The sequence below is a fragment of the Halapricum desulfuricans genome, from assembly GCF_017094525.1.
Classification (GTDB): Archaea; Halobacteriota; Halobacteria; order Halobacteriales; family Haloarculaceae; genus Halapricum; species Halapricum desulfuricans.
Genome location: NZ_CP064788.1, coordinates 2,086,062 through 2,100,323, shown reverse-complemented (window position 1 = coordinate 2,100,323; position 14,262 = coordinate 2,086,062). Strand labels below are relative to the sequence as shown.

Annotated in this window: 12 protein-coding genes; 5 read left to right on the top strand and 7 right to left on the bottom strand. The window is 63.6% G+C overall.

All coding sequences use genetic code 11. The features are described from left to right. Positions 1–17: 17 nt before the first annotated feature. From HSR122_RS10795 to HSR122_RS10775, 5 genes are all read right to left on the bottom strand, one after another. Complete coding sequence (locus tag HSR122_RS10795) at positions 18–218, bottom strand: hypothetical protein (RefSeq protein WP_229109818.1); 201 nt, start codon at positions 216–218, stop codon at positions 18–20. Beyond that, a complete protein-coding gene (locus HSR122_RS10790; RefSeq protein ID WP_229109817.1) occupies positions 215–1,768 on the bottom strand; it encodes a TrkH family potassium uptake protein in 1,554 nt (517 codons plus the stop codon). Before HSR122_RS10790 ends, HSR122_RS10795 begins: the two co-directional genes overlap by 4 nt. Next, the gene (locus tag HSR122_RS10785) at positions 1,765–2,451 is read right to left on the bottom strand and encodes a potassium channel family protein (protein WP_229109816.1); all 687 of its coding nucleotides are present in this window, start codon (positions 2,449–2,451) and stop codon (positions 1,765–1,767) included. The genes HSR122_RS10790 and HSR122_RS10785 overlap by 4 nt, the downstream gene beginning before the upstream one ends. Before the next feature lie 68 nt (positions 2,452–2,519). Next, positions 2,520–4,916, bottom strand: a complete 2,397-nt coding sequence (locus HSR122_RS10780) for an amino acid permease (protein WP_229109815.1) — start codon at positions 4,914–4,916, stop codon at positions 2,520–2,522. Next, the gene (locus HSR122_RS10775) at positions 4,913–5,359 is read right to left on the bottom strand and encodes a universal stress protein (RefSeq protein WP_229109814.1); all 447 of its coding nucleotides are present in this window, start codon (positions 5,357–5,359) and stop codon (positions 4,913–4,915) included. The genes HSR122_RS10780 and HSR122_RS10775 overlap by 4 nt, the downstream gene beginning before the upstream one ends. A gap of 250 nt (positions 5,360–5,609) precedes the next feature. Between HSR122_RS10775 and trkA the strand changes: the two genes are divergently transcribed. From trkA to hemH, 3 genes are all read left to right on the top strand, one after another. Then, positions 5,610–6,941 (top strand): Trk system potassium transporter TrkA, encoded by a 1,332-nt coding sequence (gene trkA, locus HSR122_RS10770; RefSeq protein WP_229109812.1) that lies wholly within the window; start codon positions 5,610–5,612, stop codon positions 6,939–6,941. 80 nt (positions 6,942–7,021) lie between these two features. Next, positions 7,022–8,560 carry a TrkH family potassium uptake protein gene (locus tag HSR122_RS10765; RefSeq protein ID WP_229109810.1) on the top strand — a complete coding sequence of 513 codons (1,539 nt, stop codon included), beginning with the start codon at positions 7,022–7,024 and terminating at the stop codon, positions 8,558–8,560. A 77-nt stretch (positions 8,561–8,637) separates the two neighbouring features. Beyond that, positions 8,638–9,708 (top strand): ferrochelatase, encoded by a 1,071-nt coding sequence (gene hemH, locus HSR122_RS10760; RefSeq protein ID WP_229109809.1) that lies wholly within the window; start codon positions 8,638–8,640, stop codon positions 9,706–9,708. 81 nt (positions 9,709–9,789) lie between these two features. Here the strand turns inward: hemH and HSR122_RS10755 are convergent, their stop codons facing one another. Both HSR122_RS10755 and hemE read right to left on the bottom strand, forming a co-directional pair. Beyond that, a complete protein-coding gene (locus tag HSR122_RS10755; RefSeq protein ID WP_394355525.1) occupies positions 9,790–11,070 on the bottom strand; it encodes an NAD(P)/FAD-dependent oxidoreductase in 1,281 nt (426 codons plus the stop codon). Between the two features lie 499 nt (positions 11,071–11,569). After that, the gene (hemE, locus tag HSR122_RS10750) at positions 11,570–12,577 is read right to left on the bottom strand and encodes a uroporphyrinogen decarboxylase (RefSeq protein ID WP_229109804.1); all 1,008 of its coding nucleotides are present in this window, start codon (positions 12,575–12,577) and stop codon (positions 11,570–11,572) included. A gap of 124 nt (positions 12,578–12,701) precedes the next feature. On the opposite strand from hemE, the gene HSR122_RS10745 reads away from it, so the two are divergent. Both HSR122_RS10745 and HSR122_RS10740 read left to right on the top strand, forming a co-directional pair. Next, the gene (locus HSR122_RS10745; protein ID WP_229109802.1) at positions 12,702–13,349 is read left to right on the top strand and encodes an adenylate kinase; all 648 of its coding nucleotides are present in this window, start codon (positions 12,702–12,704) and stop codon (positions 13,347–13,349) included. A gap of 27 nt (positions 13,350–13,376) precedes the next feature. Continuing rightward, complete coding sequence (locus HSR122_RS10740; protein WP_229109800.1) at positions 13,377–14,261, top strand: DUF106 domain-containing protein; 885 nt, start codon at positions 13,377–13,379, stop codon at positions 14,259–14,261. Position 14,262 lies beyond the last annotated feature (1 nt).

Genomic DNA, 14,262 nt, shown 5'->3' with positions numbered 1-14,262 from the left:
CCCTCCGCGGACGACGTTTACTGCAGGCCCAGATACGCCACGTAGCCGACGAACACGAGCAGATACGTCACGGCAATCCCTTCGGTCAACAGATTCCGCCCCAGCAGGACGATGAGCGCGATAACGATCGGGCCCGACAGCAACAGGCCGTCGAGTACACGGTCGTCGGCACCCGATTCGAGTACCTGTCCGATAAGCGGGATCCGTTCGACGTTCATCGGTAGACACCTCCGCGCCTGAAGATTACCCGAAGCAACACCAGCACGGGGATGATCTCCAGGCGGCCGATCCACATATTGAACAGGAACATGACCTTCCCAAGATCGGGCATCGACGGCCCGGTGATCCCCGCGGACAGGCCCACGTTGCCCTGGGCGCTGGCGACCTCGAAGATGACGTTCTCGAGGGTGTACTCACTCATCGGCAGGACGGGCAACAATACGAACATCGCGACCGTGAGGAACGCGACCCAGAGGACGGCGATGATCCCCGCCTCCTCGAACTCCCGTCTGGCCTCGCGCTCGTCCAGCCGACGGCCGTCGATCTCAAGCCGTCGGACTGCCGATGCGGGATAGAACACGTCGGAGACGCGGTGCTGGATACCCTTGATCAGCGTCGCTAGCCGGATCAGTTTGATCCCGCCGACGGTCGACCCCGCGGCTGCGCCGACCACCATTCCGCCGGCGACGGTCAGCTGTGCGGCGGCCGTCCAGTTGCCCAGCGCGACGTTCGTCGAGCTGACGGCAGTCTGAAAGCCCGTACAGGACATCGCCGAGACGAACTGGAACAGTCCGTAACGCAACGCCGTGAACGCCGAGCCGTAGGTGCCGCCGAAGTACACCAGCGCCCAGAGGAACGCCGAGCCGAGGGTGAACCCGCCCAGTACCCACCGCGTCTGGAGGTCGGTGTAGAAGTTCTTCAGGTCGCCCCGGAGGATGAGAAAGTGGATCGGAAACGCGATCGAGCCGAGCGTCATAATCGGCAGCAGCGCGAAGTCGATCGCGACGCTGTCGTAGGTCGCGATGGAGTTGTCGGTGATCGAGAACCCGCCGGTCGCCAGCCCGGTCATGCCGTGGTTGATCGCCCCCCAGATCGGCATCCCGGCCAGCCACAGCAGCGTGATCGAGACGAACGTGAAGAGGACGAAGATCCACCAGATCGTCCGGACCGTTGAGACGATGGAGGGATGGATCTTCTCCGAGCGCGCCTCGCTCTCGTAGAGCGTCAGCGATCCGCTGCCGGGGCGGGCGAGAATCGCCGTCGTCAGGACGATCACGCCGACGCCGCCGACCCACTCGATGAACGACCGCCACCACTGCAGCGTCCGGGGCAGGACCTCCTCGTTGTCGGTCATGGTCAGCCCAGTCCCGGTGAAGCCGCTCATGCTCTCGAAGAACGCGTTCAGCGGCTCCGTGAACGCCGCGAGCGTCGAAGTCCGGGCCGAAGATGGGACTGAGAGCAGCGCCGGATCGAGTTCGACTGTCCAGGCGACCAGCAGGAAGGGCAGCGAGCCGAACAGCGCGACCGCGAACCAGCCCGAGGCCGCGACCATCATGCCGTGGAGTTTCCCGGGGTCCTCGGCGTCTTCGAACAGCGTCGTCAGCGCGTACCCGACGCCGAACGGGATCGCCGCCGAGACCGCAAGCGCGGGCACGACGTAGAACTCTCCCCAGACGAGTGCGACGACCGCCGTGACGCCGACGAGTCCAGCCAGCGCTTCGAGCATCCGGCCGATGTCACGTCCGAGCGTCGCTTTCGTCCCGTTCATTCCGTGGTGTCCTCGTAATGGCCGAAGATGTCGGTGATCTCTGGATCCGCGCCGACCGCCGAGTAGACAGTCAGCAGGTCACCGGCTTTGATTCGGGTGTTCCCGCGTGGGGTGATCGGCTTGTCCGATTCTTCACGTTCGATGGCAACAACGAGTGTGTCGCCGGTGAGGTATCCCTCCTGTGCAGCCTCCTGCAGTGTCCGACCGGCAATCGGTGCGTCCTCAGTGACGGTGATCTCGAACACCTCGGCCTCCTCGCTGATCCGCATGTAGTCGACGATAGCGGGACGGGCGACGGACCGATAGAGGTGCTCGGCGATAAGTTGCTGGGGGTTCTCCATCGTGTTCACGCCGATCTGTCGGAAGAGACTCATGTGCTCGGGGTTGTGAACGACCGACAGGATGCTCGGCACGTCGAACTCCTTTGCGAGAAGACAGACCATGACGTTCGTCGCGTCCTGATCAGTCGTGGAGATGACCGCGTCGGCCCGGTCGGCTCCCGCGTCCTCGAGCGTTTCGCGCACCGTCGCGTCTGCGTTTAGAACGAGACAGTCGTATTCGCTGGCGATCCGGTCGGCCTTCGCGCCGTCGCGTTCAATGACGACAACCTCGTTGCCCGACCGAGTCGCGATCTCGATCAGGGGCGTTCCGATGTCGCCCGCGCCGACGATGATGAGATACATTATCGGTTGGTCGTGGAGAGGGGATAGAAAAACTATCGACTCACAGATGACTCAGAGCGCGTTACCGACTACACGGAGAGGCGGCGAGCGATCGCCTCGCGGATCGACATCGTCGACTCCTCGGGACCGCGAGCCATGACGACCGTCCGGTCGACCTCTTCGCCGACGGTTTCGGGAACTGATCCGAACACCGCCTGCGTGACCGGGCCGGACCGCGTCGCACCGACACAGATCGTGTCGTAGTTGTCGGCGGCTTCGAGTATCGCCGCCTCGATGTCTTCCGCGACCACGATCTGGCGGTCGTACTGCATGTACTCGATGCCCGCCCGCTCGGCCAGATCGTCGATCAACGCCTCCCCTCGATCTTCGGGGGACTGGTCTTCGTCCCCGTCTTCCGGTTGCTGGACGTTCAACAGCGTGAGCGTCGCGTCCTCGCCGGCAGTGGTGACAAACTCGGCTGCGCGGCGAGCGGCAACCGGAGCGTGGGGACCTTCGCCTGCGAGCACCATAACGTCGCCCTCGCCGGGCGTCTCTTCCGGCCCGAGTTTTACCAGCGTCGCGTCACACGACGCCCTGCCGACGACCGGATCGATCGTCGAACCCAGCACGTGCTCTCTGGTGCTTCGACTTCCCTTCCACCCGAGGAAGACGTGGTCTGCGTCCTCCTCTTCGATGACATCGAGGATCACTGATCCGGTGTCGCGGCCGACGATCGCCCGCGTTCGCAGGCCGATATCCAACTCAGCCGCGATGTCACGAGCAGCGGACAGCAGTTCCTGCTGGCGCTCGACCCGCTCTTCCTCGAAGGCGACGTCTTGGGAGAGCGATGTCTGCTGGGGGACCTCGATGACGTTTACCGCAATAAGTTCGGCGTTGTCATCCTCGTGGGCGTGGGCACTCGCGGCTGCCATCCGAAGGAGATCGCGCTCGGTTTCGGGGTTCGCGACCGGGACGACGACCCGATAGCGACCGTCGCTGCCCGTGGCTGCGGCTGGCTCCGGAGCGATCGCGTCGCCGACCAGGCTCTGACTCGGTGCGCGATCGCGAGCGTAGGTGTAATACCACGCAATCCCGGCGGCGATAATTCCGATACCGATAATGCCAACGATCGAGATCGTGAACGGCAGCGCGATCTCGACGCCGACAACCCCCTCGCCGAGAAGCACCATCGGCTCGAAGGTGACGATCATCTGGAAGAGGACCGCGAGACAGGCCAGCGCGCCGAGGATCGGAACGAACGGGTACAGGACGCTCGGGATCTGGAAAGTGGGCTCGTAGTCGGCCGGCTCGGCTCGCCGGAGCACCACGACGGCGACGTGAACCAGGGCGTACGTGACGAGATACATGAAACTCGCCACCTCCGCGAGCGTCCCGATCCCGGCTCCCACAGCGATGAGGACCAGCGTGATGATCCCCGTCGCGGTGATCGACCGGTACGGCGTTCGGAACCGATCGTGGACCTCGTTGAGCCATTCGACGAGGATCTTGTCACGCCCCATCGCGAAGTTAACGCGTGCGGCCGAGAGAATCGACGCGTTCGCTGAGGAGATCGTCGCCAGCACTGCGCCGACGATCATGGCTATCGACCCGGCCGTACTGAGCGCACCCGGCGACACCGAGACGAAGGGGATCGCCGACGCGAACCCGCGGAGGAACTCCGCGGCGACGTCAGCGACCGGAATGTTCGAGGCGTCGAGCGCGCCGATCGACAGCGTCCCGGTCGAGACCCACATGACGCCGACGTACATCAGTGTCGGCGTCACGACGGCGGCGATCATTGCCAGTGGGAGGTTACGGCTCGGGTTCTTGATCTCCTCGGCGCTGGTGGCAATCACCTCGAATCCGATAAACGAGACGTATACCGTCCCGATAGTCGCGGCCACTGCGGGCCAGCCCGAGGGATTGAACTCCCCGATCGTCGGACCGCTGAGCGCGCCCAGCGTCAGAAATGCGAGAATGAGCCCGACCAACGAGAGGACGATCACGTTCTGTAACGATCCGGTCTCCTTAACGCCGTAGTAGTTGACGCCCGTCAGCATGGCGGCCATTACGAGCGCGGCGACGGTGATGCCGAACTCGCTCTCCGCCAGAAACGGGATATAGGGCCCGAGTCCCGACAGGAAATACTGGCCGAACCCGATCATATAGAAGGCGCTGGCGAAGGTCAACCCGGCCCACATCCCCCAGCCGACAATGCTTCCGAAGAACGGGCCAAGCGCTCGGTTGACGTAGTAGTAGCTCCCGCCGGCTTTGGGCATGCCAGTCGCCAGTTCCGACAGCGACAGCGCCGCGAGCAACGAAACCATTCCGCCGAAGAAAAACGACACCATGCTCGCCGGCCCGGCCTGCTTGGCGGCGATGCTCGGGAGCACGAAGATTCCAGCCCCGATCATCGTCCCCAGGCCGATCGTGTAGGCCTCGAGAAAGCCCAGATCCCGAGCGAGTTCCTGATCGCCTGCGCTCATCCGTCTTCGACCTCCGGTTCGTCGGGAAGGACGACGACTGGGAGGTCGCTCTCGGAGATCAGCGACAGCGCGACGTCCCCGGCGAGCAGCCTAATCCAGCGGCTCCCGCCCCGCGGTGTGAAGACGATCGAGGAGGCGTCCATCTCGTGGGCAGCTTCGACGATCGTCTCCGCGACGTCCGTTCCGTACAGGATCTCCGTCTCCAGGTTCACGTCGTATCCCTCAAGCTGTGCGCGAACGATATCGAACATCTCCTCGGTGTCGCGTTCGCGTTGCTCGACGGAGGCTTTGTCCGGCGCACCGCCGGCCTTCTCGACGACGTGGACGGCGACGACCGTCCCGGCAACGCTGTCGACGTGGGAGGCGAGCGCCCGCGTCGTCGCGCGTGCGTCGTCTATGCTGGCAACTGGCACGATCACTCGACTGAACAGTGTGTCAGACACGATAGATCACCTGTGTGTCGAATCCGACTGCCGCAGCCTGCGGACGGTGCTCATATCTGTACTCTACCTGAGGGCGTTCTTAATTCGTTCGACTAGGCTCCGGGTCTGCTCCCCCAATATCACGGGGTAGGGAGAAACACGCGACTGTTCGGTGCGCCAGTTCTAGATCGCGGTGTGTCGTTCGAGAGGGAAATCGACTTGTAAGATCCGCTGCTACAGCGAACCCAATGCCTGAATACGGGGGCCCACAATGCGCGTCGTGATCGTCGGTGCAGGCGAGGTCGGTTCGTCAGTCGCCGCGAGTCTCGCCGGTGACCACGAGGTCATGGTAATCGATCTGGACAGCGAGCGAGTGGACACGCTGACGTATTCGCTCGACGTCCTGGCTGTCGAAGGCGACGGAGCGTCCGTGAAGACGCTTCGTGAGGCCGGTATCGACGACGCCGATCTCCTCATCGCCTGCACGGACGACGACGAGACGAACATCGTTTCCTGTGGGACCGCCAAGACGATCTCGGACGCGTTCACGATCGCTCGCATCCGCAACACGAAGTTTCTGGACACCTGGAGTCAGTCCAAAGGCGCACTCGGGATCGACCTCATGGTCGGGACGAACTTGCTCGCCGCCCAGAGCATCGTCCGCGTGATCGGGCTCCCCGGTGCCGAGGACGTCGATCGGTTCGCCGACGGTCTCATCCAGATGGCGGAATTCCGGATCACCGACGAGACGCCGGTCACCGGGATGTCCGTCGCGGAGGCCGACACGTTCGATTCACTAACGTTCGCGGCGATCATCCGAGACGACGAGGTCGTGATCCCGAGTGGTGACACCTGCTTGCAGACCGACGATGACGTGGTCGTGATCGGTTCACCCGGGAGCATCAGCGATTTCGCACAGACGATCGAACCGGACGTCGACGGCGTCTCTGACGTGTTGATCGTCGGCGGGAACGAGATCGGGCTTGAGGTGGCCAGACTCCTCGATGAGAAGGGAACCCCGAACCGCCTCGTTGAGCCCGACCCGGAACGAGCCAGGTATCTGGCCGAGACCCTCCCGAAGACGACCGTGCTACAGAACGATCCGACCGACCAGGAGTTCCTCTTGCGCGAACACATCGGTGACGTCGACGTCGCCATCGCGACGCTCGACAGCGACGAGCGGAACCTCCTTTCGGCACTCCTCTCAAAACGACTCGGTGCCGCTCGTTCTATCGCAGTCGTCGAAGACGGCGATTACAGCGACCTCTTCGAGGCCGTCGGCGTGGACGTCGCTGTCAATCCCCGCGAAGCCATCGCCGAGGAGATTACGCGGTTCACCCGAGAGCAACACGCCGAGAACGTCGCCATCATCGAGCACGACCGTGCGGAAGTCATCGAAGTCGAAGTCGATAGCGGCAGCGTGCTACTGGATCGGCCGATCAGTCAGTCTATCAGAGATCTCCCCGACGGCGTCGTAATCGGCGCGATCGCCCGCGATGGAACATACGTGATTCCGCGTGGCGACACGGTCATCGAGAAGGACGATCACATCGTGGTCTTTGCTGCACAGGAGATCGTCGAGGAGACGATGGAATTGATCTGAAGCCGGAAGCGATAGAGTTCGTACGCATCACTGGCCACCGTTTCGATACTTTGATACCTCAGAAATGATTCCCTCCCCGTATGTCGTGGCGAGTGGACTGGCAGGCGAGTGTCGGCCTTCTCGGCACTGGCCTCAAGTATCTCGCCGTCACGATGTTCGTGCCGCTGTTCGTCGCAGTCGTGTATATGGAGGACATCTGGGTGTTCGCGCTCTCTATCGTTTTCGTCACGACGCTTGGGTTCGCGCTCGAGCGGATCGATACGGATCCCGACATCGGTCCCCGGGAGGCGCTGGTGTTCGTGTCGCTGGCGTGGCTCACGGCCGCTGTCGTCGGCACGATTCCGTATCTGCTGGCCGGGTTCGGGACGAGTTCGACGCTCGCCGATCCCGTCAACGCGCTCTTCGAGTCGATGAGCGGGTTCACGACGACGGGGGCGACCGTAATGGGTCAGATCAGCTTGGAACAACACTCCCACGCTCTGCTCATCTGGCGCCAGCTCACCCAGTGGCTCGGCGGGATGGGGATCATCGTCCTGATGATCGCGATTCTCCCCGAGGTGGCTGTCAACGGCGCACAGTTGATGGCCTCGGAAGCGCCAGGGCCCGAACTCCAGAAGCTCACGCCGAAGATCGCCGAGACCGCGCGCGTCCTCTGGCTGATCTACTTCGCGTTCACACTCATGTACATCGCAGTGATGTACGGCCTTCATCTGGCTGGGTTCGCGCCGAACATGGACCTGTACAACGCTGTCGCACACGGGTTCACGACGCTGCCGACGGGCGGGTTCTCCCCGCAGGCGGAAAGTATCGCGTACTTCTCTGCGGCCGTCCAGTGGGCCGCGATCCCATTCCTGGTCGTCGCGGGAGTCAACTTCGCGCTGTTCTGGCACGTCCTGAAAGGGGAAGTCGACGTTATGCTTGAGAACACGGAGTTTCGGGCATATGCCGGGGCGATCGCGGTGACGACTGCAGTGCTCTCGCTGTTGCTCGTTCGGGGGGCGGCCCCACCGCTCGACATCGGCGGCGTCACGGGCGGCGTCACCGAGAACACGTTCCGTCAGGCCGCCTTTCAGATCGCCTCACTCTTGAACTCCACTGGCTACGCGACCTCGGATTTCGCTCAGTGGGGCACTCACGCACAGGTCTTCCTGCTTTTCGTGATGTTCATCGGCGGCTCGGCGGGTTCGACCGGCGGCGGCGTGAAGGTCGTCCGGTGGCTGGTCGTGTTCAAAGCGATTCGACGCGAGCTGTATACCACCGCCAATCCGGACGTCGTTGAGCCGGTCCGGCTCAGCGGGAGTGTCGTCGACGAGGACGCGGTCCGCGGGATCGCGTCGTTCACCCTGCTTTATATCCTTCTGTTCGGGTTCTCGGCGGTGTTCATCTCTCTCGATACGGCCCGGATCGGGATCGAACTCACGACGTTGGAGGCGGTCAGCGCGTCTCTGGCGACAATCGGGAACATCGGTCCGGGCTTCGGTCGACTGGGACCGTTCGGGAACTACTTGTTTTTCTCAGATGCCTCGAAAATGCTAATGATCTTTCTGATGTGGGTCGGCCGACTCGAGATCGTTCCGGTGCTCGCGGTGTTCATCTCGGTGTTCGACCGCAACCAGTGAGCGGAACGGGTTGCGTAACGCGCCACGCGCTCGCCGCAACCCCGGGGTCTATTTACAAGCGGCCGTAAGGATCGGGCATGTCGACAGGCGTCGTCCTGCTGAACTTCGGCGAACCGCCGACGGCCGACCGCGAGGCCGTCGTGGACTACCTCGAGCGCATCTTCTACTCGAACATGGACATCGAGGAGGACCCGGATCTCACCCCGGAGGCCGCGCGCAAACGCGCCGGCAAGCTCGCGGAGCGTCGCGCGCCCGGGCTGATCGAGGAGTACGAGGAGATTGGCGGCGGGTCGCCGCTGAACGAACAGGCAAGCGCTCAGGCCGACGCCCTGGAGACCGAACTCCGCGACCGCGGCTACGACGTCGCGACCTACACCGGGATGCTCTACACCGAGCCGTTCACCGACGAGGCCGCCGAGCGGGCCGTCGCCGACGGCCATGACGAGGTACTCGGCCTGCCGATCTATCCCCTCTGTGGCCCCTCGACGACGAACCTCTCGCTGGATCACCTCGCTGACGGGCTCGATTCGGCCGGCTTCGACGGTGAACTCCACGAGGTCAGCGGCTGGCACCGCCACCCGACCTACAACCGCCTGCGCGCCGAGAACATCCGCGAGTACGCCGAGCGCGAGGGGGTCGATCTCCACGACGAGGACACTGTCCTGTTCTTTTCGGCCCACGGGACGCCCCGGTACTATCTGGACGAGGGGAGTCGCTACGATCGGTACGTCGAGGAGTGGTGTGCCGGGATGGCCGGAATATTGGGCCTCGAGGACTACGAACTCGGGTTCCAGAACCACGACAACCGCAGCGAGGTCGCCTGGACCGAACCCGACGTCGAGGAAGCCATCGAGAGTCTCGACGCCGAGCGGGTCGTCGTCGAGCCGGTCAGCTTCATGCACGAGCAGAGCGAGACCCTTTCGGAACTCGATATCGAACTCCGCGAGGAGGCCGAAGAGGCGGGAATCGAGGAGTTCTACCGCGTCCCGATTCCCCACGACGACGACCGATTCCCGTCGGTGCTTGCGGACCTCGCCGAGCCGTTTCTCGCCGACTTCGATCCGGGCTACTTCCAGTTCCGGCAGTGTCACTGCCGGGACAAGCCGGGCACGATGTGTCTGAACGCGCCTGACCCGGACTGGGAGTGACCCGGACAAACGGACGCTGTCAGTGTCGTATACCGCGCCGAGCGCGCGATCGATAACGGAACAGACGTCCAGCGATCTGTATCAGTCCGAGGAGACCGGAGTCGGTGCCTGCTCGACGGTCAGGCCGTCGAACGACTGGGCGAGCAGCGCGGGTGCGCGATGCTGGACGCGTGCGCCGCTTGCAGTGAGCTCTTTGAGCGGCTTGAGCGGCGCGAGGTCGCCGATCAACACGCCGCCGACGAGCATCCCGTCTCTGAACGCGAGTCGCCGCCACTCCCGCTCGCCGTAGGTCCGCTCGACGTAGGCGTCCCCGAGCGACGGATGGCCGAACGACGCGATCGGGAACGGGAAGTGATTGACCGTGTACGAGGGGACGGTCTCGAAGGGGTCGCCACTGTCGTCTGCCAGCGCGTTTCTGGCCGCGAGTTCGCCCTGCGTGGCGGCACTCTCCCAGGTCCCATTCGAGAGGTGCGTCGAGAACCGTTCGTCGTAATAGCGCGTGACGTCGCCCGCCGCCCAGACGGACTCAACACCTGTCCGGAGGTGGCTGTCGACCACGACGCCACCGTCCAGCGTCACCGGGGTGTCTTCGAGGAACGCCGTGTTCGGCTCCGTCCCGATGGCGACGCCGACGAAATCGCTGTCATACGTGCGGCCGTCCTCGGTCACGGTCGCGGCCACGCGACCCTCCGGATCGGTTTCGAACCCCTCGACGGTCGTCTCGAAGACGGGTTCGACCCCGCGCTCGCGCAACGCGTCGTGGACGATCGCCGCGCCCGCAGGAGACATCGCACGCGCGAACCACCGGTCCTCCCGGATCAGGTAGTGGGCTTCGACGTCCTGAGCGGCCGCGACGGCCGCGTAGTCGATCCCGAGCAGCCCGCCGCCGACGATCGCCCCGGTCTCGGCCTCCGACGCCTGCTCGCGGATCCGGGCCGCGTCCTCGACGGTCCAGAACGTCGTGACGCCGTCCGCCGACCCGTTCGGGACCGGGAGCTGACGCGGGGTTCCGCCCGTCGCGACGATGAGTTCGTCGTAGGCGATGCGCTCGCCGTCGGCAGTGACGACCGTTTTCTCGCCCGTCTCGACCGTCTGCACGCGCGTGTCCAGACGCAGGTCGATCCCGCGTTCGTCGTACCAGGACTGGTCGTGGATCTCGACGACGTCTCTCGGGAGCTTGCCCTTCGCGTACTCCTTGATAAGAATGCGGTTGTAGAGCGGCTCGGATTCGGCCGAGAGTATTGTAATCGACGCACTATCAGTCTCCTCGGCGAGGATCTCAGCTGCAGAACTACCGGCGATTCCATCACCGATGATAACGTACGATCGGCCGCTTTCCTGGCGATTGTTCATAGTAGACATGATTGGAGGGGTTGTATATCCGCAGTCAGTTGCGATCCGGTCTTGTCTGACACACTAACGACTACGGGTTGGATACACTTAAGCATCAGGTGAAATGAATAGGAGTGAAATTGAATACTAATTTACTACGATGAAGGTCTGGCGGCCGTTTCTGGACGGACGATAAGAATAGACCGTACTAGGCCGACACACTTCCACTCATAATCGGATCAAAACCGTCACTTCGGACGCCCCTCATTCCAGTCGAGTGAAACGGCTCCCTGCGGTCGCCGTATGCAGGTCACCATTGGAAGTTCTTCGCCGTCTCGACGCCACTTTTTACTTCGTCGGGTTTCCTCGGGCCTTCGGCCCTGCGGGAACCTCTCCTCGCAAAAACGTGGGGAAAAACGACCTCGACCTCACTGCCTCGCGGCTTCGCCGCTCGGCTTTCCGCGGTCGCGAAGCGACCGCGCTACCGTTCGGTCGAGTGAAACGGCTCCCTGCGGTCGCTGTATGCAGGTCACCATTGGAAGTTCTTCGCCGTCTCGACGAACGTCTGAACGCTCTCGACTGGCGTTTCCCGATCAACGCCGTGGCCGAGATTCAGCACGTGACCCCGTGGACCGGCCGCCTCGATGATCTCCCGGGTGCGCTCCCGTATCGTCTCCCGGTCGGCGAACAGCACGGACGGATCGAGATTGCCCTGCACGCCGAGATCGCCGAGTCGCTCGCGGGCGTCGCTCATCTCGACCGTCCAGTCGAGCCCGGCTACGTCGGGATCGGCCGCGGCCAGCTGCTCGAGGCGCCCGTTCATGTTCCGGACGAACAGGATCGTCGGCGCGTCGACGGCCGCGACGATCTCTCGGTGGCGGGGAACGATGTGGCGCTCGTAGTCGGCCGGCGGCAAGATGCCGGCGTAGGTGTCAAACAGTTGCACGACGTCCGCCCCGTGGGCGACCTGATACTGCAGGAACTCGGCGACAGCCTCGGTGAACAGATCGAGCAGTCGCTCGAACGCTTCGGGGTGCTGGAGACGGAACTTGCGCGCGGGGAGCTGGTTGCGCGAGGGCTCGCCGGCGATCGCGTACGAGGCCAGGGTGAACGGACCGCCGGCGAAGCCGATCAGCGAGGTCCGATCGCCGACCCGATCGTCGAGACGGTCCAGCAGGTCGCCGACGTAGTCGAGTCGCTCGGCGATCGGTTCGCGCGCTCGATCGAGGTCGTCAGGTCCCGAGACGGGGTTTTCTATCACCGGTCCGACGCCGGATTCGATGTGGTACTGAAAGCCCAGCGGTTCGAGAATCGTCAGGATGTCCGAGAACATGACCAGTCCGTCCGTCCGATATCGCTCCCAGGGCAACAGCGTGATCCGCTCGGCAACGTCGGGATCGGTGACGGCCTCGACAAACGAATGGGTCTCGCGGATCTCACGGTACTCCGGGATGTGTCGGCCGGCCTGGCGCATCAGCCAGACTGGGGGCCGTTCGGTCCGCTCACCGCGGGCGGCGCGGACGAGGAGATCACTCATCGATCGCCATTCGGCGGCGAGCGGTTAAGACGTTCCGAACGGTCCCCTTTCCGGGGACAGTCAGCTACTCCGGTTTCGGGCGCGTTTGGACAACCCTTTAACCACCGACGCGAAAGCGACGCCCATGAGCAAGCCACGCGTGCTGCTGCTCGGGCCACCGGGCGCTGGCAAGGGCACACAGTCGAGTAACATCGCCGAGGAGTTCGACGTCGAACACGTCACGACGGGCGACGCGCTCCGCTCGAACAAGGAGATGGACATCTCCGAGATGGACACGGAGTACGACACGCCCGGCGAGTACATGGATCAGGGCGAGCTCGTTCCCGATGCCGTCGTCAACGCGATCGTCGAAAAGGCGCTCACGTCCGCCGACGGGTTCGTGCTCGACGGCTACCCGCGCAACCTCGAACAGGCCGAACAGCTCGAGGACATGACTGATCTCGACGTCGTCATCTCGCTGTCAGTCGGCGAGGCGGAACTCGTCGACCGACTCACGGGTCGGCGCGTCTGTGACGACTGCGGCGCGAACTATCACGTCGAATTCAACCCGCCCGAGGAGGAAGGCGTCTGCGACGAGTGCGGCGGCGAGCTGATCCACCGCGAGGACGACACCGAACAGGCGGTGCGCAACCGTCTCGAAGTTTTCGAGGAGAACACCGCCCCGGTGATCGACCACTATCGCGAGCGCGAGAACTTCGTCGAGATCGACGGCGAACAGTCTCTCGAAGGGGTCTGGAACGACATCGAGACGGCGATCGAACGCAAAGCCTGATTTAGGCTGGAACATTAGAGATCCACAATGGTACGAACGGCACAGAAGATCGACTCCCTCGTCGCGGAGGACGCCAGCATGGAGGCCGCGATCGAGACCGTCCTCGAAACCGCCGAGGACAGGGGTGTCGTCGAATGGAGCGACGTCAGCGACGAGTTGACGAGCGGTCAGTGGGGCCGTCTCATCGAGAAGGGAATCCTCGTCGACGCCGATGGCGACGGGTTCGTCGTCGACGACCCTGACGGTGTCAGAGACGCGCTCGAGGACGCCGAACCGGCCGACGAAGAGGGCGACGGCGGCTGGTCGAGCTGGGACAAGATCGCACTGGTCGGCTCGCTTGCGTTTTTCGTCGGTTACTGGGATCCATCGATCCGCAACCAGATCGGTGGGGTCCTCGATCTCGTCATCGGGCCGATCGACGCTGCCATGCCCTTCTATCTCGTGATTCTCGTGCTGGCGGTCCTCACCGGCCTCTGGTCGACGCTGCTGCAGGATCGGCTGACGAACCTCGACGGGATGAGCGACTACCAGGAGAAACAGCAGGAGCTCCGCGAGCGCGAACAGCGTGCGAAAGAGCAGGACGACGAAGAAGCGCTCGATGAGATCCGCGAGGAACAGATGGAGATGATGACAGACCAGTTCGGGATGATGAAACAGCAGTTCCGATCGATGCCCTGGATCATGCTGTTCACGATCCCCGTCTTCCTGTGGGTGTACTGGCAAGTCCTCGGCGTCGGCGTCGGCGACGGGAGTTCGACGGTGATCGTCATGCCGCTGATCGGCGAGGTGAGCAGTTGGCAGGCCGGTATCATCGGGCCCATGCAGGCGTGGATCTTCTGGTACGTCCTCTGCTCGATGAGCCTCTCGCAGTTCATTCGCAAGTCGCTGAACATCCAGACGTCGCCGACCTGAC

Bases quoted from the DNA above. Each gene is read 5' to 3' on its own strand.
- HSR122_RS10795 (WP_229109818.1), bottom strand. From the start codon at position 218: ATGAACGTCGAACGGATCCCGCTTATCGGACAGGTACTCGAATCGGGT.
- HSR122_RS10790 (WP_229109817.1), bottom strand. From the start codon at position 1,768: ATGAACGGGACGAAAGCGACGCTCGGACGTGACATCGGCCGGATGCTC.
- HSR122_RS10785 (WP_229109816.1), bottom strand. From the start codon at position 2,451: ATGTATCTCATCATCGTCGGCGCGGGCGACATCGGAACGCCCCTGATC.
- HSR122_RS10780 (WP_229109815.1), bottom strand. From the start codon at position 4,916: ATGAGCGCAGGCGATCAGGAACTCGCTCGGGATCTGGGCTTTCTCGAG.
- trkA (WP_229109812.1), top strand. From the start codon at position 5,610: ATGCGCGTCGTGATCGTCGGTGCAGGCGAGGTCGGTTCGTCAGTCGCC.
- HSR122_RS10765 (WP_229109810.1), top strand. From the start codon at position 7,022: ATGTCGTGGCGAGTGGACTGGCAGGCGAGTGTCGGCCTTCTCGGCACT.
- hemH (WP_229109809.1), top strand. From the start codon at position 8,638: ATGTCGACAGGCGTCGTCCTGCTGAACTTCGGCGAACCGCCGACGGCC.
- HSR122_RS10755 (WP_394355525.1), bottom strand. From the start codon at position 11,070: ATGTCTACTATGAACAATCGCCAGGAAAGCGGCCGATCGTACGTTATC.
- hemE (WP_229109804.1), bottom strand. From the start codon at position 12,577: ATGAGTGATCTCCTCGTCCGCGCCGCCCGCGGTGAGCGGACCGAACGG.
- HSR122_RS10745 (WP_229109802.1), top strand. From the start codon at position 12,702: ATGAGCAAGCCACGCGTGCTGCTGCTCGGGCCACCGGGCGCTGGCAAG.
- HSR122_RS10740 (WP_229109800.1), top strand. From the start codon at position 13,377: ATGGTACGAACGGCACAGAAGATCGACTCCCTCGTCGCGGAGGACGCC.